19 protein-coding genes are annotated in these 19,013 nt (G+C 38.7%); 5 read left to right on the forward strand and 14 right to left on the reverse strand.

The features are described from left to right. Positions 1-157 precede the first annotated feature (157 nt). The 5 genes from thiD to PQ460_RS20220 are packed head-to-tail and all read right to left on the reverse strand — an operon-like array spanning position 158 to position 4,515. Positions 158-982, reverse strand: a complete 825-nt coding sequence (gene thiD / locus PQ460_RS20200; RefSeq protein WP_274170956.1) for a bifunctional hydroxymethylpyrimidine kinase/phosphomethylpyrimidine kinase — start codon at positions 980-982, stop codon at positions 158-160. A gap of 40 nt (positions 983-1,022) precedes the next feature. Further along, the gene (bcmE, locus tag PQ460_RS20205) at positions 1,023-2,249 is read right to left on the reverse strand and encodes a thiamine pyridinylase (protein ID WP_274170957.1); all 1,227 of its coding nucleotides are present in this window, start codon (positions 2,247-2,249) and stop codon (positions 1,023-1,025) included. 43 nt (positions 2,250-2,292) lie between these two features. Then, complete coding sequence (locus PQ460_RS20210; protein ID WP_274170958.1) at positions 2,293-3,057, reverse strand: class I SAM-dependent methyltransferase; 765 nt, start codon at positions 3,055-3,057, stop codon at positions 2,293-2,295. Next, the gene (locus PQ460_RS20215; RefSeq protein ID WP_274170959.1) at positions 3,057-4,058 is read right to left on the reverse strand and encodes a thymidylate synthase; all 1,002 of its coding nucleotides are present in this window, start codon (positions 4,056-4,058) and stop codon (positions 3,057-3,059) included. Before PQ460_RS20215 ends, PQ460_RS20210 begins: the two co-directional genes overlap by 1 nt. Next, positions 4,048-4,515 carry a nucleoside 2-deoxyribosyltransferase gene (locus PQ460_RS20220; protein WP_274170960.1) on the reverse strand — a complete coding sequence of 156 codons (468 nt, stop codon included), beginning with the start codon at positions 4,513-4,515 and terminating at the stop codon, positions 4,048-4,050. The genes PQ460_RS20215 and PQ460_RS20220 overlap by 11 nt, the downstream gene beginning before the upstream one ends. A 165-nt stretch (positions 4,516-4,680) precedes the next feature. Here PQ460_RS20220 and PQ460_RS20225 point away from each other — a divergent pair, with 165 nt between their 5' ends. Beyond that, positions 4,681-5,124: an NUDIX domain-containing protein gene (locus tag PQ460_RS20225; RefSeq protein WP_274170961.1), complete on the forward strand. Its 444-nt coding sequence runs from the start codon at positions 4,681-4,683 to the stop codon at positions 5,122-5,124. Between the two features lie 374 nt (positions 5,125-5,498). Then, positions 5,499-6,458 (forward strand): polysaccharide deacetylase family protein, encoded by a 960-nt coding sequence (locus PQ460_RS20230; RefSeq protein ID WP_274170962.1) that lies wholly within the window; start codon positions 5,499-5,501, stop codon positions 6,456-6,458. A 105-nt stretch (positions 6,459-6,563) separates the two neighbouring features. On the opposite strand, the gene PQ460_RS20235 is transcribed toward PQ460_RS20230, so the two are convergent. The 7 genes from PQ460_RS20235 to PQ460_RS20265 all read right to left on the reverse strand — a co-directional run bounded on the left by PQ460_RS20235 (position 6,564) and on the right by PQ460_RS20265 (position 14,366). Next, a complete protein-coding gene (locus PQ460_RS20235) occupies positions 6,564-7,214 on the reverse strand; it encodes an S-layer homology domain-containing protein (protein WP_274170963.1) in 651 nt (216 codons plus the stop codon). Between the two features lie 29 nt (positions 7,215-7,243). Further along, positions 7,244-9,403: a S8 family serine peptidase gene (locus PQ460_RS20240; protein WP_274170964.1), complete on the reverse strand. Its 2,160-nt coding sequence runs from the start codon at positions 9,401-9,403 to the stop codon at positions 7,244-7,246. A gap of 369 nt (positions 9,404-9,772) precedes the next feature. Further along, complete coding sequence (locus PQ460_RS20245) at positions 9,773-10,072, reverse strand: putative quinol monooxygenase (protein ID WP_273614883.1); 300 nt, start codon at positions 10,070-10,072, stop codon at positions 9,773-9,775. Between the two features lie 208 nt (positions 10,073-10,280). Then, the gene (locus PQ460_RS20250; RefSeq protein ID WP_274170965.1) at positions 10,281-10,580 is read right to left on the reverse strand and encodes a putative quinol monooxygenase; all 300 of its coding nucleotides are present in this window, start codon (positions 10,578-10,580) and stop codon (positions 10,281-10,283) included. Positions 10,581-10,674: 94 nt separating this feature from the next. Further along, positions 10,675-11,946, reverse strand: a complete 1,272-nt coding sequence (gene ilvA / locus PQ460_RS20255) for a threonine ammonia-lyase IlvA (RefSeq protein ID WP_274170966.1) — start codon at positions 11,944-11,946, stop codon at positions 10,675-10,677. Between the two features lie 230 nt (positions 11,947-12,176). After that, complete coding sequence (locus tag PQ460_RS20260) at positions 12,177-12,974, reverse strand: DeoR/GlpR family DNA-binding transcription regulator (protein ID WP_204825615.1); 798 nt, start codon at positions 12,972-12,974, stop codon at positions 12,177-12,179. A gap of 468 nt (positions 12,975-13,442) precedes the next feature. Then, positions 13,443-14,366, reverse strand: coding sequence for a nucleoside hydrolase (locus tag PQ460_RS20265; RefSeq protein WP_273614880.1), 924 nt, complete (start codon positions 14,364-14,366; stop codon positions 13,443-13,445). Positions 14,367-14,778: 412 nt separating this feature from the next. Between PQ460_RS20265 and PQ460_RS20270 the strand changes: the two genes are divergently transcribed. From PQ460_RS20270 to PQ460_RS20280, 3 genes are all read left to right on the forward strand, one after another. After that, positions 14,779-16,236, forward strand: a complete 1,458-nt coding sequence (locus tag PQ460_RS20270; protein ID WP_274170967.1) for an amino acid ABC transporter substrate-binding protein/permease — start codon at positions 14,779-14,781, stop codon at positions 16,234-16,236. Further along, the gene (locus tag PQ460_RS20275) at positions 16,229-16,957 is read left to right on the forward strand and encodes an amino acid ABC transporter ATP-binding protein (protein WP_274170968.1); all 729 of its coding nucleotides are present in this window, start codon (positions 16,229-16,231) and stop codon (positions 16,955-16,957) included. The genes PQ460_RS20270 and PQ460_RS20275 overlap by 8 nt, the downstream gene beginning before the upstream one ends. A 206-nt stretch (positions 16,958-17,163) precedes the next feature. Further along, positions 17,164-17,454: a DUF5316 family protein gene (locus PQ460_RS20280; protein WP_274170969.1), complete on the forward strand. Its 291-nt coding sequence runs from the start codon at positions 17,164-17,166 to the stop codon at positions 17,452-17,454. Between the two features lie 199 nt (positions 17,455-17,653). On the opposite strand, the gene hxlB is transcribed toward PQ460_RS20280, so the two are convergent. Together hxlB and hxlA are read right to left on the reverse strand one after the other, a co-directional pair. Next, positions 17,654-18,220: a 6-phospho-3-hexuloisomerase gene (gene hxlB, locus PQ460_RS20285; RefSeq protein ID WP_273614876.1), complete on the reverse strand. Its 567-nt coding sequence runs from the start codon at positions 18,218-18,220 to the stop codon at positions 17,654-17,656. A gap of 24 nt (positions 18,221-18,244) precedes the next feature. Continuing rightward, positions 18,245-18,940, reverse strand: coding sequence for a 3-hexulose-6-phosphate synthase (gene hxlA, locus PQ460_RS20290; protein WP_274170970.1), 696 nt, complete (start codon positions 18,938-18,940; stop codon positions 18,245-18,247). Between the last annotated feature and the right edge of the window lie 73 nt (positions 18,941-19,013).

Below are 19,013 nucleotides of genomic sequence, written 5' to 3' on the forward strand. Positions count from 1 at the left end.
CGCATACTTTATTATCTCCTTATTCGCTTTATATTACTTTTTATTAGGATACAGCTATGGTAGCAAAAAATAAACAGATTAAAGGATATCCCTCTAATCTGTTTATTACTTTCATCGTACTTCATAGTTCAGATATTTCGCTGTTTAACCTTACTTATCAAATCTGCTTGGTGGGATCACTCTGTCGTAGTCCATGTTGATACAAATCATAAAAATGATGTGTAGGTCCCGGACCTGAACCTATATGAAGTGAATGACGAATCGCTGTCGTTACATAAGCTTTGGCCTGCTTCACCGCTTCGTGCAAATTATCAGTTAAGGCAAGCCCTGCTGCAATAGCAGAAGAATACGTACATCCTGTACCATGCGTATTCAAAGTGTCTATTCGTTTTTCTGTAAAGTAATACATCTGCTGACCATCATACAGTATATCTGTGGCTTCATCGCCAAGTGAATGTCCACCTTTAACAAGGACATGACGGACACCTTGATCGGCTATTCGCTTAGCGGCTTCTTCCATATCATGTATAGATTCAATCGTTATCCCAGTGATCCGCTCTGCTTCTGGAATATTAGGCGTCAGTACATCCGCAAATGGTAAAATGTCTCGAATCAATGTACCTACAGCATCTTGTTGCATGAGTGGGCTTCCATTTTTGGCATACATAACAGGATCGATCACAATATGCTTCGGACGATACTGCTTCAGCTTATAAGCAACAGCTTCCATACATTCATGATCCGATAGCATGCCAATCTTGACAGCATCTGTTCCAATATCTTCATAGATTGCATCGATCTGATCACTGATTACTTCTGGAGTGATATTCTGAATACTTATCACACGCGCTGTATTCTCAGCCACTACAGATACAATCACACTCATACCGAATACACCATACGCGGAAAATGTTTTGAGATCCGCCTGTATTCCAGCGCCTCCACTACAATCAGAACCTGCAATCGTTAGTAGTTTTTTCATCATCAGTCTCCTAATCTTACTAGAATAGAAGTAGCTTTGGTTACTGAACAGCTACAGTTGCTAATCGATCTGTAATCGTTACTTTAGCTTGTTCGATCCAATTTCTTGCATCCGGTCCCATTTTGAATATTTTGTTATCAGGATGAGTAGCAATCGGGATCAATTGGCTATAAATCGGAAATTGTTGCTGCATTTTTTGGTATACACTATGTCTTGCAGGTAACAAATATTGAGGATACACTTTAGCTTCATTTGGAGAAATAGCATCTACCATCGTTTGGCTGGCTGTAATCACATTTGCCAATTTGATCGCAATATCTTGCTTAGCAGGATCTGTAATTGCCGAATTCACACCAACCATATCTCCATAAAAAACAGGAATATCTGTTTTACTCGACATTGAGATGGTTTTAAAATTCACATCATCTGCATAATCACCCATACTGGACATCGCTTCGGTATATCCAATAAATGCACGACCTATACCACTACGGAACCAATCTGCTCGGATATAAGCATCGTTGTTGTCAGGCCAGTACTCAATCTGATCTTTACCACCCATTTTTTGTAATTGTTTTAGACTTTTAAATGCTTTTGAATTTAACGTATTAGGATCAGGCAAAACAGTATAATCCGTATATTGTTGACGGGTGTCTAACAACGCATCCAGATACATGGCTGCTTTGGTAGTACCACCAGACATGTCGATCAGCAATCCTTCATTATTGTCAGGAATAACGCCTGTTGATTGTCGTTCACCTAAAATGCGATATAATTCCGGTACGCTACGGACAGAGGCAAGAGCTGTATCATCTTCTCGATAAAATAATAAATTAGTACACACAATTTGTGGAATACAGTAGGCTGCTCCATTTACTGTGCATCCTTCCATTGCAAAATCAATAATATCTTGGCGATCTTGAATTTGATTCTGTGGTATCGCTTTCAAATATCCTTTGTCTACAAAATGAGATAAAAAGATCGCATCAAATACAAACACATCTACATTCGCATCTGGATCGGCTTCATATCCATCCCATTTAACAAAATTTAAGCGTACATTGGGTTCAACTTCTGCCCAATTTTTTACGACTGCTTGCTGAAAACGCTCAGGATCAGGAACATAATCGTATAAAGCTACATTAATGACTGTCGGTTGATCGGTAGCTGCTGCATAACTGTAACTCGCATTCGGCATAATACCAAACATCAGCAAAAATGAAATAAATACCAAAAACCCTTTTTGACGAACTGTACTATTCCTCATTATCATTATCCCACCTCTTCGTAGCAATTTGTCTATCCCATGCTTACACCGATTTTATAGCTTTATAGATCACAAAAGGAGCATGATACTGTTCATCACCCCATTTCGGATGATCGTATTGCTCTTCGTACTCGCGCAATTTGCTTACCGAAATATCATCAATACATGGTTCCATGATCTGAATCGAATCAAACCCTGCTTTTTCTAACATCTCTTGATAAAAACGCTTGGACCAGTAAAAATCATTTAAAATTAAATCTGAACTTTCAGGAATCTTGAGAAACTGTTGTTTGCGGTCTCCGTCTGTATATTTCTTTCCTTTTTCTCCATTGCGAAATGTAGTGAACTCATACCCTGTTGCATCTGGATTCGAATCCAATACCAATAACGGCTTGCCCGGCTTCAATACCCGGTAGATTTCTGTAAGCATATGATGAATATGATCTACACTAGAATTATTGATAATTACAAAACAGTTCACAGCACAGTCTATCGAATCCGATTCTAAAAAATCCAACTGATTATTGTGAATCAACTGATAATTGATCTGTGGATGTGACCGTTGAGCCGTTGCTATTTTTAGCATATTTTCTGATTCATCTACAGCAATAACTTGATAACGTTCATGTTGCTTTGCTATGCGCTCCGCTACTTTTCCAGGTCCGCATCCATAATCAAGTACTGTACGAATGGTAGGATCTGAATCCAGAACAGCGAATAAATAGCGGAATCCTAATATATCTTCTAACATATCGTTATACGCGTTGAATTGACTGGATACATTATTTTCTTTCCAAGAAGTATGCATTACGATTCCTCCATTGTGATCGAAAAGTAAGATTCCCACTTCTGCTGAACAAGTATCTGATAAAGTGGAATCAATTCTTGGTAAAGCGCAGGGTCTACTGCTTGCTTTTGTTGAATCGATTGATACACAGCTAATAACAAAATCACTTGCTTCCAGTAATCGTCTATATCCAAACAACGAATATCTGCTAGATCTAAAGTCGTGATTCCTTGTCTAAGTTGCTGTTCGTATTCAAAAACAACTTGCAAATCTGATCTATTATCTTTTTGCGGCATATGCGGGAAAGGATACGCTGGTACAGCTCCGATCTGTTTAGCTTTGGAAAGGACTGTTTTGGTCTGAGCATAATCTGTTTCGTAAATGTGTACAGAAGCTACATTGTGATAATAGGCGCCCACTTCTATTCCAAGCTCAGTAGCCATAAGTTCTTGTAGAAAAGTAAACGAAAACACATCACTCAACATGCCACGATAAGCATCATTTGCACGCATATAACTGCTCATATGCAATTGATTTTCACGGATAAAAAACTGCAATCCAAGTGTACAAGACACATCAATATTTTCTAGCTGAAGTACTTCATTCGGGTCAAAAATAGATAGAAATGCACGTTTGGAATCAGGATCTTCACGAAGCACTTCTTTAATACGCTCCCATTGATTTAAGCGCTTGTCGCCATAAGTAAATAGCTTTGGCCCATAAGCTGTGCCTGTCAGTGTCCGACCATCTGCTGAATATTTACTCATATTGCTGGCATAATAACGGATAAAGTCCAAATCATTACTCCCTGATAAATACCATAACGCTTCTGCAAAATTAAAAATAATATTAGTTTTCCGCTCAGGTACATAACAAATACGTTCAACGGGCGATTCAATTCCATACGTATAATTCAGAATTTCTCGGCTTCGGTTACCACGCGGCTGATTGTAGAATTGGGGCTTATGATACACTTTAGCAAGAGTATACAAATACGCATCATGAAAATGATTAAAGATCATAAGCAATAAGCCTTTCTTGCAGTAGCTGTTCCAACTGCTGAATACAATCTTCTTCCGTATGATACGTTACATAATCAACCGGACATACCGTGTGTAAACCTCTAACCAGATAAGCATATTGTTCAAGATCATGATCCAATAGCAAAATCATATTTTTTTGCATAGCAGACGCCCAACCTATTTCTATATGTGTTCCTGGTGATGCTGGGATACCGGGCAAAGCTACAAATAAATCACATTTCTTAATCTCATCAAAATCAATTTTGGTACATTGTTCTGGAGGCATAAACTTCTGTCCCCACTGTTCTCTTTTGTGCGCATTATGTACCTCATAACCTCGATGTTCAAAAAACTCAATTAATCTGATCAAAAAATCCTGTGTACCTTTTTCTAAAGTAGAAGTTTCCATATTCATCAGATTTTTAAAAGGAGCTGCTAAAAATAATTTTTTATTCATATTCTATCCTCCAATGATGGATTTAATTCCAATATATACTAAATAATATCATTTAATGTTATTTTAGTAAATAAAGGGTATTTATACAGAAATGTTTTCTACTATGAGGAAAGTGTATAATAGACTCAACATTTAATGATGATATTTCATTTAGGAGGAACTACTTTGTCTGTCGTTATTGATGAACTGTATGCAGGGATTGCTGTTATTATTTTTAATGCTGAAGGTCATGTCTTTTTGCAAAAGCGGCTTGATGTCGGACAATGGGGCATACCTTCAGGACATATTGAAAAAGGGGAAACCGTCACACAAGCAGTTGTACGAGAGATCAAAGAAGAAACAGGACTAGACGTGGAAGTGACACGCTTAATCGGAGTTTATTCGGATCCAGATAGCCAGATTTTTGAATACCCTAATGGAAAAAATGTTCATTTTATTACCAATTGTTTTGAAGCGATGATTATCGGTGGCGAGCTTATCGTTGACCCCAAAGAATCGCTTGATTATCAATTTTTCCCGACCGACCAGTTACCTACCAATTTACTTCGTATGCATCCTAGATGGTTAGCCGATGCACTAGAACAGCGTCCTCAAGCTTTTATTCGCTAACTCTTTTTTATACAGGTCAAAAATATCAGGCTAGTGATGTCTCAAATCAAATGACTATCGAGAATAAAAAAGAAGGTAGACCTTGATCAAGGTTTACCTTCTTTTTGCTTACTCAAACTTTTATTTCAATTTCCTTACCACCCTTTTTTTACCAACCATAAGCAAAAATATTGTTACTATTTCAAGAAGGCGATGTAACTTTTTATATATTCATTTCGTTTACAATAAAGTGCAGATGTCATGTTTCTGCTTAAATGGATAGCTGGGATTAGCGAATTTATTTTCGTTAATTACTTGTTGCGTCCATTTAAAAAAAGTAGCATTTGTCCGATAATAAGATTTGACCACCAGTATAAAGGAGTACTTAGATACGCATGAAAAAGCATTGGAAGAAATACTCACTTGCCCTAATGGCAGTGTTGCTCGTTGTCTATGTTCTAGGGGTTAATTTCCCCAAATCGTCTGTTCTTGCACACAAAATATGTAGCTCCTGGGTAGCCGCTCAAAACGAATTATTTTACTATGAGCATCATAATGTATTAAATGAACGTAATGTCGCACTAGCCGCAGATTATGTTGTTCCTACAGGTACAGCCGATAAAATCCCTGTACTGATGTACCATTATATTACTCCGCAAAAAGATAATACTGAACCGACAAACAATTCTATTGTGAATTTGGAAGCTTTTGAAGCAGATATGAAATACTTGCACGATAACGGTTATCATACAGCAACACTACAGCAGTTAGAAAAATATGTAGATGAAGAAATATCGTTACCCGAAAAAACAGTGGTAATCTCATTCGATGATGGATATCAAAATAATATTATTTATGCGTATCCTATTCTGAAAAAGTATGGTTTTCATGCCACCCTATTTGTAATTGGTTCACGTATTCAAGCCAAAACAACAGTGTTCGATCCACACAAAACAAGCTATGTGTCCAAAGAAGAAATGGAAGCTTCGAAAGATGTATTTGAGTACAACAGCCATACGTACAACCTGCATTACAAAACATTACTTCACTGTGGCGATGATTATGCCGCAGGTATGAATGAAGCTAGCTTTATCGCTGATGATAAAATTATGCGTTCTGAAGCAGGTATCAATACACCGTATTTTGCTTATCCTTTTGGAGATTTCCGGATGCAAATGGTCTATGCACTTAAAGAGTCAGGTTACCGAATGGCATTCACTGTCCATCAAGGATTTGTCCGACCAGGCGATGATCCGTTAACATTGAAGCGATTAACCGTCGTATCCAATACCAATATCGGAGAATTGCTGAATATGGATCATGATCCTGACGGCACCTCCCCTGTTGCACCTTAATATAAGAATGATTATCCAATAAAAACAATCAAAAAAGCGACTTCTGGATAGGCATACATCCTATCCGTTGAAGTCGCTTTTTTTGCTTATGAATAATAGAAAAACTTAATTGGCTGTCGGCAATGCAGGAAGGTCGGCTGGATTTGAAGGTTCAGTTGGACGATCAAGCAAACCACCTACTCCATAATCTGCAAAGTTTTTGATAAACTGCAACGCTTCGGCACGAGTTAAAGCTTTACTTCCTTTGAATGAAGCGATCGATACTTGAGAAGCATCACTACCGTTAGCTAGGCCCAAAGCTAACATATATTGAATCGCATTATTACCGCTGTAATTGACACCTTCCGCAGAAGAGATTAATTCAGCCACTTGAGTACGGGTTAGAATTTGATTACGAGTTGATGCATTGGTATAGCTACTCACCGGATAATTCAAAGCTTTGGCACGAACATAGTAAGGATTCGCCCAGTTGCCTGTTTTGCTACTGGTTACTTCGGGTTCAAACGTACGAATCAACATCGCCAAAAATTCGGCTTCACTGACTGTTTTGTTCGGTTTGAATTGACCGTCTTTGTATCCGTTGACTAAGCCAGCTTCATAACCCCATTGAATCGTATCTTTTGCCCAGTAATTATTGGAAATATCTGAAAAAGGAAGTCCATCTGCCGCTTGTGCTTTATTAGCAAACATAGTGCCGAACAAAGACACTACCAGACAAAGCGTAAGTCCAATCTGAAATACTGATTTTATTTTCATCGGTGTGCACCTTTCTGATCTGTGTTATTTTAACGTGTTGTAAATTGCAAGATTAGTGGAGTGGTCGATGTGACTTGTTGATCACTATTCGCTGATGGCTTCGCCTGGATGCCTTTTTCAATAATGATATTATACGTTTCATTTTTGGCAAATCCACTAGCTGTTGGTGTGATAAAGATACGATTCCATTTGACAGATAGATTCACATTGGTGACTACTTCTCCGTTACTGTTAAGCACGGTGACATGATCGGCTGTAATCGAAGAAGGATCGATATATTTATATTGTTTATTTTTGAGTGCAACTTGCAAGCTAATACTTACCGGAATCGAAGGAGATAATTGCGCTTTGCTTGGCAAGTCTTTAATACCCATAGACTGTTTGATTTGTGCTAATTGCTTCTGGAAATTAGCATCTGTTACGTTTTTGCCATCAAATTTAGCTTTTAACCAGTCTGAGGCTTTACCTGATGTTTTGGCTGTATTTAGTTGTTGTGTTGCTTGTTGAGTCGGTGTTGGTGTTGGAGCAGCCACAGGTGCAGTAACACTTGTGCTTGGTGTAGATGGTTGGCGTGGAATACCGCCACCTCCACCACCGCCGCCTCCTCCGCCCCCACCACCTGATGGAACAGCCGCTACCAGATTAGTAGGTGCTGGCGTGGTCACGACGGGTACAGTTACGACTGGTGTTGGATTCACGACAGGTGTTGGTGCTGGAACGACAGGCTTACTTTCAACGATCGGTGTAGAATCACTAGGTGTAGATAGTGTCTGACCGGAGATAAATTTGCCTGTGGATTCATTACCTGTTGTATCTACTGTTTTTAATGTAAATGAGTACGTTGTCGATGGAGATAAATCTTCTGCTTGATATACATTTTGAGTAACAGAAGTTACGAATTTGCCTGCATCATTGTAAATATTTACTTTTGCAAAATCTTTGTCTGCCGGGTTTTGCCAATTCAATGTTAAGGAGTGAGTAGTTGTATTACTTACAGTTAAGCCACTCACTTCTGCTGGAGCTGTTTTGTCTACTTTAGGAGCGAATGTAACAAATCCATATCCGTATGAATTATCTCTTCCTGTTGCTCCTAGATCGACCGTATAATTTTCCAAATCGGTACGTAGATTCGCTATAGATTCGGAAGGATGTTCTTGTTTTAAAATTGCTAGTATACCTGCAATATGAGGAGCTGCTTGAGATGTACCGCTAGCTACAGCATATTTGCCATTAAGATACGTAGACACAATATCAACCCCAGGTGCAGAGACTTCTACTTTGGGACCTGTAGATGAAAAGTCACCACGATTTAAATTTTTGTCTACTGCTGCAACAGCGATTACACTACTGTATTGTGCAGGGTAATTGACTGTATCTGTGCCTGCTCCACTATTTCCCGCAGAACATACAACCAAAATTCCATTTTTATATGCTTTGTCGACCATATCGTGCAATGCTTGTGAATCATATTCGGTTCCCAAAGACATATTGATAATATCCATATGATTTTGGATCGCCCAATCTATACCTTCTAATACATCTTGTAGATTTCCTTTACCATCTGCGCCCAATGCTTTGACACCGTATAATTGCACTCCAGGAGCTGTTCCTGTTACAGCACCATCGCCGCTATGAGCTGCAATAATCCCGCTGACATGAGTACCATGTCCATTATCGTCTGCATAAGATGTTGTATAATCTACAGTCGATACACCGCCAGCAATAGTAAGTTCACTATGAGGGGCTACACCAGAATCAATCACAGCAACTTTGATGCCTGATCCGTTGTATCCTTTGTCCCACATTTGGTTAGGCTGTACTGCTTGATAATTCCATTGTGATTGTTCGGTGGCATTGACTGTCGAACCTAACACTTGAAAATCGGATGAATCAGTGACTTGAAAAGGAACATTACGTTCGATATAAGCAATATTAGGATCTTGCACAAGGTCTTGTAATTCACCTGCACTGACAGTCGCAGAAACCGCAGGCAATGTTTTAAATTCATGCTGTACTTCTACACTTTGATCGATAGCTGCTTCTTTACCTGCTGCATTTTTGTACACAATCACGACTTCTTGATCTGGCCCTGTTGCAGAAGGAACTGATTCTTCCCCGTACACTAAGCCGGTATGAACTAGAGATAATGTAAGCAACGAAGAAGCTACGATAGCGATATATTTTTTCATTCACTGATTCTCCTTTGATAGATAAAATGAAAGCCTTTGATGCAAGATACTATTTATAGTACGCACATTTTCTCAATTAAGATTACGTAAAATTAAATAGCGAAAAATATAATTTTAGACAGTAAAACACGACGTTACATTCTACTCAACTAATGCCTTTTCTACTCTTTCGAGCAATTTCGACATTTACCTTATAGCATTTATCGGATGGCTTTTAGGAATTATGTATACTAAATAATAAAAAAAACGTCCTTTCCAATGGAAAGAACGTTTGCTTACGTAACTATTTAGTTATCCATACCAAATGATGCAATACGAAAACGATTGTTGCCACGCAACATATCTATTTTAGCATCGAGATACAGGTAATTAACCTCTTGGTACTTCTGTTGCGTTGAACAGTTTTGCATCCAAAGGTGCCCCTGCAAATTCTTGCATATCTTTAACGAATTTTTGGAAATGAGCGCTTGCGTTGTGTTCTTGTACCGCTTGCTCATCTTTCCATTCTTCAACCATTGTGAACAAGTTCGGTTGGTGAAGATCACGCATTAGTGTGTAACGGATATTACCTGCTTCTGCTTGAGAAGCACTAACCAAACCTTCTGCTTCTACTAAAAATTCTTCTACTCTGTCAGGTTTAATCGTGATATTAGCATGAATAACAAACATATAAGTAAACCTCCTATAAGTATATAATGTAATATGATTTTTTTAATGTTCTAAAAATCTCACTTACTAATTATAACCTATATGATGTTAAAACCCAAATTATATTGTAAACCTACGAAATTTAGCTACGGCTAATAACACATATAGATATACAAAAGGCTACTTCCCGAAAGAAATAGCCTTTGTATAGTACAGACTTATTTACTTATTAAACTACAGGCAACTGCATCACTTCATATACTTTAACGTTCAAAGGTGCAGCCGCCATATCTTTTGTATCATTGATATGCTTCAGAAAATGAGCACTTTGTTCGTGGGCGGTAAGCGCTTCTTGGCTTTCCCATTCTTCAACCATGGTAAATAGGTTGGATTGATGTAAATCCACCATCAGTGTATAACGAATATTGCCTGCTTCTGCTTGTGAAGCACTCACAAAAGGATCAGCAAGTTGTAGAAAATTTTCTACGTGTTCTGGTTGAATCAATATTTCAGCATGAATTACTAACATTGGGGTAAAGCCTCCTATAAATAATAAACTGGCACGACTTATTAATTATATAGTAATTCCGCTCAAAACCCAACTATAACTCTAAGAATACTCATTAGATAAGCAAATTGAACAAATTCAGATCCCGATTAAGCTCTGTATATTTAATCCCATGAGCTTCCATTCGTTCGACCAGTGCACCGTAATCTTCCGGTGTACTAAGTTCGATACCGACTAACGCTGGCCCATTTTCTTTATTATGTTTTTTGGTATATTCAAAGCGAGCGATATCATCATTTGGCCCTAATACTTTTTCCAAAAATTCACGTAGAGCGCCTGCACGTTGTGGGAAATTAATCATAAAGTAATGCTTCAATCCTTCATAGATCAGTGAGCGTTCTTTGATCTCTTGCATACGATCAATATCGTTATTACCACCACTGATAATACAGACAACCGTTTTTCCTTTGATCTGCTCGCGGTACATATCAAGCGCCGCAATAGGCAAAGCTCCTGCTGGCTCCGCTACAATCGCATTTTCATTATATAGATCCAGAATCGCCGAACACACTTTACCTTCTGGCACTTTCACGACATCGTTTAACACCTCACGGCAAATATCAAATGTGAGCTGACCGACACGCTTCACTGCTGCACCATCAATAAATTTATCAATTTCACCAAGTGTGACGACTTCATTACGAGCAATTGCTTCACTCATAGACGCCGCACCTGCTGGTTCGACACCGATCAATTGAGTAGTAGGACTCATCGTATGCATATATTGCCCAACACCAGCAGCCAGACCACCGCCACCAATCGTTAGAAAAATATAATCAGCAGGTACATCTAGACTTTCCATAATCTCCATCCCGATCGTACCGTTACCGGCAATAATCTTCGGATCATCAAATGGATGAATAAATGCCATGCCTTGTTCTTCACATGTTTTCATCGCTTCTTCATAAGCATCGTCAAATGTATCACCGACTAGAATTACTTCTACATTTTGACCACCGAACTTTTTCACCATTTTTACTTTTTGGTTCGGTGTTGTGCTTGGCATATAGATTTTGCCATGAATATTAAGCGCATAACATGAAAAGGCTACACCCTGCGCATGGTTACCTGCACTAGCACACACAATGCCTTTATCCAATTCTGCTTGAGAAAGACTACGAATACGGTTATACGACCCGCGAATTTTGAATGAACGAACGACTTGCATATCTTCACGCTTTAAAAAGATATTACATTCGTATTTTTCAGATAATGTATTGTCTCGCTGTAACGGGGTACGCACAATTACTTCGCGTAATACATGATGAGCACGGACGATATCTTCCATGCCTACGATTTGCGGATTATATTCACCAGTTGCTGTCATTGATTCTCTCCTCACTCCAAACGCCTCATTGATCTCAACCATCTCTATACGGTTCTCAACGTTTTCTCATTTATCTAAAGTACTCCTAACGTACCCTATTTTCAAGCTTAACCGAAGAATTTGTTGAAAATTAATCTAAAACCAACAAAAATCTTACATTTATTTCTATATACAAAAAAACCTTTTCCCTAAAGGAAAAGGCTTAAATGCAGGTAGCAACCATCGCCCTATTACTCAACAACGATGACATCGACACCCATATCTTGTAAATCTTGAATCGCTTCTTGAGGCAACTGATCATCGGTTACAAAACGATTCAAATCTTCCATACCCATCAGACGTACTAATGATTTGCGGCGAAACTTCGTACTGTCTGTTAATAAAATCAATTCATCTGAAATCTCAATAATCTTTTTCTTTAATTGTACATGTGCTTCAGAAGGTTCGGTTAACCCGCGTGTTAGATCAAAGCCATGACAGGAAAATAGAAATTTATCGACATGATAACTTTCGACCATTTTCTCTGCATGAATCCCTGTATTCGCCATTGAATCTCGATCCAGGTAACCTCCAATCACAATCACATTGATCTCGGTTTTTTGTACCAATTCGTTAGCAATCGCTAGTGAATATGTCAGTACAGTTAATGATCGATTAGGCAATTGTTTGACCAAATGCAAGCAAGTTGTACTTGCATCCAGCGCAATCACATCACCGGGTTCAATCAAAGATAAGGCATATTCGACAATTGCTTTTTTCTCTTCTAGGTTCTGTGTCTCACGCTGAACAGCAGGAGATTCATATTGTTCCCGATTACGGTTAAATACGGCTCCGCCATGCGTACGAACTACAGCGCCTTCATGTTCCAGACGTTCCAGATCACGTCTTATTGTCTCTTCAGTTACTTGAAAACGGCGACTGAGTCCGGATACCCGCACAGTGCCTTCCGCTTCCAAAATTCGCAGCGTCTCCAGCTTGCGTTGTGCTGCGGATGTAGTGTCTTGTCGCTTTGGATTCTTGCTGCTCATGGAGTTACACCTGGCCTTACTATTGTATATTGTCAAACGTATATAGGTCAGCATCTAGTACAATGCTCATTCGTGTCGAAACGATTCGTGTAAGCGTTTATCAATAGCTTTAGCTATATACTCTAATGATACCGTATTTACCTTACAGTAACAATAAAAAATGAAAGAGAATGTCTACTTTAGTCGTTTATTTGTACAAATAAATTTCAATTTTATAAAAATTTTGTCAATAAGTGACCCTGTTCAGACATCTATTAGCATTATGATCGGATAACAATAATGGCTCACAGATATCTTTTTGTAGATAAAAGTATAAACCATCATCCAACCCAAATATGTTGAAATCATCTCTATTGTATTCATAAATTTTGGCTAGATCTCATAAAAAAAGCCTGTATAACTCAACAAGGATAAACAACATCCTTATATACGCTACACAGGCTTGGGATTATTTCTATGCAAAAATGCTTACACAATTCGACTTAAAAAATGATTTAAAAAGCGTGAAGAATCTACATCTAAAGCAACATCAATATGCGGTAATAAAGTATCGTGTTTGCCTGTTGTATTTCCTAGTGTATCTTGTTCTGTACATTCTACATGTACTGCATATGAGGTTGTGCGCACGATCGTTGGATCAATCGCTACGCCGACAGCTAATGGATCATGTAGAGCACAACCTTTACCACCTGTTACAATCTCATTGTATGCACCCATATAAAATTCAGTCATATCTGCTAAAAAAACAGATAACGAACTGTTTTCCCGTCTCCACTCATCCAGATGAACACCGGTTAACAATGTTTTCATCGTGACATCCAGTCCAACCAATGTAATCGGCATGCCAGAGGTTAACACAAGCGCCGCGGCATCAGGGTCGGAATAAATATTGGCTTCCGCATATGGAGTGACATTCCCCGGTACCGTTACCGCTCCTCCCATGATTACTAATCGTTCAATAGTATGTACGATCTCTGGATTGGTCTGAATAGCTTTGGCGATATTGGTTAGAGGGCCTACAGCAACCACAGTCACTTTTCCAGGAGAAGCCATAATTTGCTGAACGATAAAGTCAGATGCACTCATCGTCTCTGCTTGACGCTCAGACGGTTCCCGATACTGATTGCCAATACCATCTTCTCCATGAATATGACGGGCAAATGGCTTCGTATATTCTCGACTCATCGGCTTGCTTTCTCCGGCATAGACTGGAATTTCTTCACGCTCTAATTTGTCGAGCACTACCAGTGTATTACGTGTTGCTTCTTCTACTGTAATATTGCCGAATACCGTCGTCACTCCCAAAATATCCAATTCAGGTGAATGAGCCGCATAGGCTAGCGCTAATGAATCATCGATCCCTGTATCTACATCTAAAATAACTGATTTCATATATCCCGTCCCCTTCTTATATGTTCATTGCATTTTATCATATGTGGTGAAGGTGTAAAGGGATACAAATTGAAATTCATTCTATCTATACAATAGATACCAAAACAAGACTGCTGTACATTAACTATATTTGGTTTTTTAGTATAGTATTATTCATAATTTGAGTAATACCTAACATGAATATTTTAATGATACCGTTTACGTGATACCTATTTAGCTGAAAAGTAGAATGAACTATAGTCAATAGCTTGTTTTTTTTGTAGAATGGGAAGACATGTGATGTAAGATATCAATTTGAGATATCTATTGTAAGCAATACTGATCGTAAGTAGATTTGTTCTAGCTCGATCCAGGTATACGCACTACAACAATTGCTGATGTACATGAAGAAGTCAATGAAATGGAGGATTTTATGAAGAAATCTAGGGTAATGTGGTTAGTAATGGCTCTCCTTCTTTTCTTTGGAGTATCTACAGGAAGCTTTGCCACGACTGCAACTGCACAAGCACAGGAAGGCAAAACTTATCAAATCGGTACCGATGTTACATTTGCTCCTTTTGAATTTCAAGATGCTGACCAGAAATTTGTAGGAATCGATATGGATATATTAGCAGCAATCGCTAAAGATCAGAACTTTAGCTATGAAGTCAAACCGCTAGGGTTTAATGCGGCTCTTCAAGCACTACAGACGGATCAGGTCGATGGTATGATTGCTGGAATGAGCATCACTGATGAACGTAAACAAACATTTGATTTTTCAAAGTCCTATTTTGAAGCTGGCGTAGCTATGGCAGTCAAAAAAGGTAACACAGATATTAAATCTTATGAAGATTTACGTGGCAAAAATGTTGCTGTCAAAATTGGAACACAAGGATATACATTTGCTGAATCGATCAAAGATAAATATGGTTTCAGCCTAGTTCCTTTTGAAGATTCTGCACAGGTCTACGATGATATCAAAACAGGAAATTCAGTTGCTGGTTTTGACGATTATCCTGTACTCGCTTATGGTATTCAACAAGGCAATGGACTGCAATTAGCTCCAACTGAACAAGAAGCTAAAGGTTCGTATGGATTTGCTGTAAATAAAGGCAAAAATGAAGAATTACTACAAAAATTCAATGCAGGTTTGGCGAATATTCGTAGCAATGGCGAATATGATCAGATTCTAAAAAAATATTTAGGTGAATCCGGAAATGGTGTACCTGCTGTAAAGCTAAGTAGATTCGAGTTGATTCAACAGTCCTTCCCTTACTTGCTTAAAGGATTATTAAATACAGTCGTATATACAATCGTTTCTCTATTCTTCGCATTTATTTTAGGTCTAATCTTTGGATTTATGAAAGTAAGTCATAACCGCATCTTACGTATTATCGCAACTGTATTTGTTGATATATTCCGTGGTATTCCACTACTTGTATTAGCATTCTTTATCTACTTCGGTCTACCAGGAGCATTTGGATTTACGATGCCATTGTTTGTCGCTTCAGTGCTCGCGTTGAGTCTGAATGCAGGGGCATATGTAACTGAAATTATTCGTGGTGGTATTCAATCGATTGATCGTGGACAAATGGAAGCTGCTCGTTCACTAGGGCTACCTTATCGTACAGCCATGATCAAAATCATTATTCCACAAGCTGTTAAATTAATGATTCCTTCTTTCATTAATCAGTTGGTTATTACATTGAAAGATACATCGATTATGTCTGTTATTGGTCTTGTAGAATTGACGCAATCCGGTAAAATCGTTATTGCTCGTACTTTCCAATCGTTCGATATCTGGTTGGTCGTAGCTATTATGTACCTGATCGTGATTACCATTCTTACTAAAATCTCTAACCACATCGAAAGGAAGGTCAGCAATGGATAAAATTAAAGTTACCGGTCTGAAAAAAAGCTTTGGTTCCAATCATGTACTGAAAGGTATCGATCTGGAAGTTAAAGAAGGCGAAGTGGTATGTGTTATTGGTCCATCCGGTTCTGGTAAAAGTACCTTCCTTCGTTGTATTAATCGTCTGGAAGATATTACAGCAGGTACGGTTATTGTCGATGATCACAATATCAATGACAAACAAACCGATATCAACAAAGTACGCGAAAATATCGGAATGGTATTCCAGCACTTTAACCTTTTTCCGCATATGAGTGTTATCAAAAATATTATGTTAGCTCCAACTGAACTCAAAAAATCTTCTCCCGCAGAAGCTCGTAAAGTTGCGCTTCAACTGTTAGATCGTGTCGGTCTTGCAGATAAAGCAGATGCTCTACCTAACCAATTATCGGGTGGACAAAAGCAACGTGTCGCAATAGCGCGTGCACTGGCTATGAATCCAGATGTGATGTTATTCGATGAACCGACTTCTGCACTTGACCCTGAAATGGTTGGTGAAGTATTGGGTGTTATGAATTCCCTTGCTAAAGAAGGTATGACCATGATGATCGTAACTCATGAAATGGGCTTTGCTCGCGAAGTGGCGGATCGTGTAATCTTTATGGATGGCGGTTATGTTGTCGAAGATGGTACGCCTGAAGAAGTATTTGGTAACCCTCAGCATGAACGTACGATTAGCTTTTTAGAAAAAGTACTTTAAGTTATAAAGCAACATGGTAGCATGAGCATTATGATGTTCGATTGTAGAAATCTGATTGATCTTAGTTGTTAGGTATAATGTCAAACGTTTAATTGATATAATAGACAAAAGACTGCGAATAGATTATTCGACAGTCTTTTGTTTTATCATCGTAGATTGTAGATTGATCATCGTTACCAATACATAGTAGAAAGGTGTAGATCGATATGAAAAAATCAGGTTTGCTGTTAGGATCGGGCGCTCTTTTTCTAGGGTTATTGTATTTGATTCATTTTCTATTACCCTACGACTTTAATGATATTCTTAGAGTCGTCACCATTATTTTAATTATTGCTACACTGGCTCTTTCAGGTACAATGGTCAGTGGAGATCGGATGCGTGCGAATCAAGCAATCGATCCCAGTTCCAGAGATCGCAATATGGTGAACTCATGGAGTATGTTGTTGTTCAGTTTACCTATCTATGTAGTAATGATTGTCTCGTATCTTTGGGGATAAGTTGATTAATAAGTAGTGTTTTATTATTGTAGCTTTATCTTACTATCTATTTTCTCATAACAAATAACACACTAAAAACCCTGCTCAATTGATGGATAAGCACTTTTCACTACAAAGTGTTCTGTATCCAAAAATGGTATGCAGGGTTTTTGATATTTATCATATTCCTATCTATTCTATCAGTAGTAAATGTAATTACTTATTCGACATTGCTGTGTTTGGCAAATACATCACCATGTTGAACTTGCTTGAGCTGTCCGTAATTCAAGCAGACTGCGTCCAGTAATACATGTGTACATTGATCAAATAAAGAACCTAACGGCTGAATACTTGGCGCTTCACCTTCTCGTCTGTACTTGGTTGCTGCTGGAATATGCAAGATTGTATCTGCTAGAGTACCTAGTGGCGATGATTCGTCGGTAGTCACCGCCACAATATGGCATCCTAACTCTTTGGCTTTGTCTGCGGTCCATACAGCCGCTTTGGTGGTGCCTGATCCAGATACAGCGATTAGTAGATCACCCGCAGCAAGTGCAGGTGTGACCGTTTCTCCAATCACATGGGAATCAGCCCCTAGATGCATCAACCGCATTGCAAATGATTTAGCCATAAATCCAGATCGTCCTTCACCGGTTACAAAAATACGCTGACTATTTACTAATTGGGTAGCTAGCTGTTGAATCGTTTCTTGTGGAACCTGCGTGATCACCTGACTAATCTCAGCAATAATCTGCTCTGCGGTTGCTGTCGATTGAACTTGGTTCATTGAATATCACTCCCTGTTATATAGTTATAAAGAAGCTAAAGGGTTAACGTTTGGGATAGCAAATTGATTAATCTGTTCTCGAATCTGTTGCGCCGCTTGTTGGGGTTGAGCAGCTTGAGTAATCGCAGAACCCACAATAATCACAGACGGAGATTGCTGTAAAATTGTCGGTAATGTCGTTAACGTAATTCCGCCTGCTACCGCAATCTGAGGTGTTGCATCATTAGAATGAGAAGTAGCATGAGCTTCATGTCTATTTAATTGCCCAGCCTTTTGTCCGTTATGCTCTTGCTCGTCTTTGCTAACATGATGGCATAATACAGCATCTGTATAGCGCTCAAGATCTTGAATTCGATCAGGCGATACGCTGAGCAGATCAATCATTGTCTGCCCCTGATAGCGACGTGCTGTCTGCATACATAATTCTAATGTAGCATCTGGCGCCGCTCCCATAACAGTAGCCACATCTGCTCCTGCTTCAAAACAAAGCTCGAATTCGTATTTCGCATTATCAAAAGTTTTGATATCCGCAACAATGATTTTATGTGGAAAAGCTTGCTTCATCTGGCGCACACTTTCGATGCCGAACTCTTTGATTAGGGATGTACCCACTTCAATCCAGTCAACATGTTGCTCTACTTGTTTGGCCATCGTTATCGCTTCCTGGATAGTCATTCGATCTAGCGCTAATTGCACACGTACTGGTTGTTGTTCACTCATACTCCTTCACTCCTTTACCAAATATAGACTATATTTTTTTACATCATTAGATATACAAGAATTACGCTGTTGT

The sequence above is a fragment of the Paenibacillus sp. KACC 21273 genome (assembly GCF_028736095.1).
GTDB lineage: Bacteria > Bacillota > Bacilli > Paenibacillales > Paenibacillaceae > Saccharibacillus > Saccharibacillus kyungheensis.

Excerpts from the sequence above, each read along its gene's own strand:
- PQ460_RS20210 (WP_274170958.1), bottom strand. The coding sequence starts at position 3,057 with ATGCATACTTCTTGGAAAGAAAATAATGTATCCAGTCAATTCAACGCG.
- PQ460_RS20235 (WP_274170963.1), bottom strand. The coding sequence starts at position 7,214 with ATGAAAATAAAATCAGTATTTCAGATTGGACTTACGCTTTGTCTGGTA.
- PQ460_RS20215 (WP_274170959.1), bottom strand. The coding sequence starts at position 4,058 with ATGATCTTTAATCATTTTCATGATGCGTATTTGTATACTCTTGCTAAA.
- thiD (WP_274170956.1), bottom strand. The coding sequence starts at position 982 with ATGAAAAAACTACTAACGATTGCAGGTTCTGATTGTAGTGGAGGCGCT.
- bcmE (WP_274170957.1), bottom strand. The coding sequence starts at position 2,249 with ATGAGGAATAGTACAGTTCGTCAAAAAGGGTTTTTGGTATTTATTTCA.
- PQ460_RS20245 (WP_273614883.1), bottom strand. The coding sequence starts at position 10,072 with ATGTTTGTTATTCATGCTAATATCACGATTAAACCTGACAGAGTAGAA.
- PQ460_RS20265 (WP_273614880.1), bottom strand. The coding sequence starts at position 14,366 with ATGAAATCAGTTATTTTAGATGTAGATACAGGGATCGATGATTCATTA.
- hxlA (WP_274170970.1), bottom strand. The coding sequence starts at position 18,940 with ATGAGTGAACAACAACCAGTACGTGTGCAATTAGCGCTAGATCGAATG.
- PQ460_RS20220 (WP_274170960.1), bottom strand. The coding sequence starts at position 4,515 with ATGAATAAAAAATTATTTTTAGCAGCTCCTTTTAAAAATCTGATGAAT.
- ilvA (WP_274170966.1), bottom strand. The coding sequence starts at position 11,946 with ATGACAGCAACTGGTGAATATAATCCGCAAATCGTAGGCATGGAAGAT.
- PQ460_RS20280 (WP_274170969.1), top strand. The coding sequence starts at position 17,164 with ATGAAAAAATCAGGTTTGCTGTTAGGATCGGGCGCTCTTTTTCTAGGG.
- PQ460_RS20275 (WP_274170968.1), top strand. The coding sequence starts at position 16,229 with ATGGATAAAATTAAAGTTACCGGTCTGAAAAAAAGCTTTGGTTCCAAT.
- PQ460_RS20230 (WP_274170962.1), top strand. The coding sequence starts at position 5,499 with ATGAAAAAGCATTGGAAGAAATACTCACTTGCCCTAATGGCAGTGTTG.
- PQ460_RS20250 (WP_274170965.1), bottom strand. The coding sequence starts at position 10,580 with ATGTTAGTAATTCATGCTGAAATATTGATTCAACCAGAACACGTAGAA.
- hxlB (WP_273614876.1), bottom strand. The coding sequence starts at position 18,220 with ATGAACCAAGTTCAATCGACAGCAACCGCAGAGCAGATTATTGCTGAG.
- PQ460_RS20240 (WP_274170964.1), bottom strand. The coding sequence starts at position 9,403 with ATGAAAAAATATATCGCTATCGTAGCTTCTTCGTTGCTTACATTATCT.
- PQ460_RS20260 (WP_204825615.1), bottom strand. The coding sequence starts at position 12,974 with ATGAGCAGCAAGAATCCAAAGCGACAAGACACTACATCCGCAGCACAA.
- PQ460_RS20270 (WP_274170967.1), top strand. The coding sequence starts at position 14,779 with ATGAAGAAATCTAGGGTAATGTGGTTAGTAATGGCTCTCCTTCTTTTC.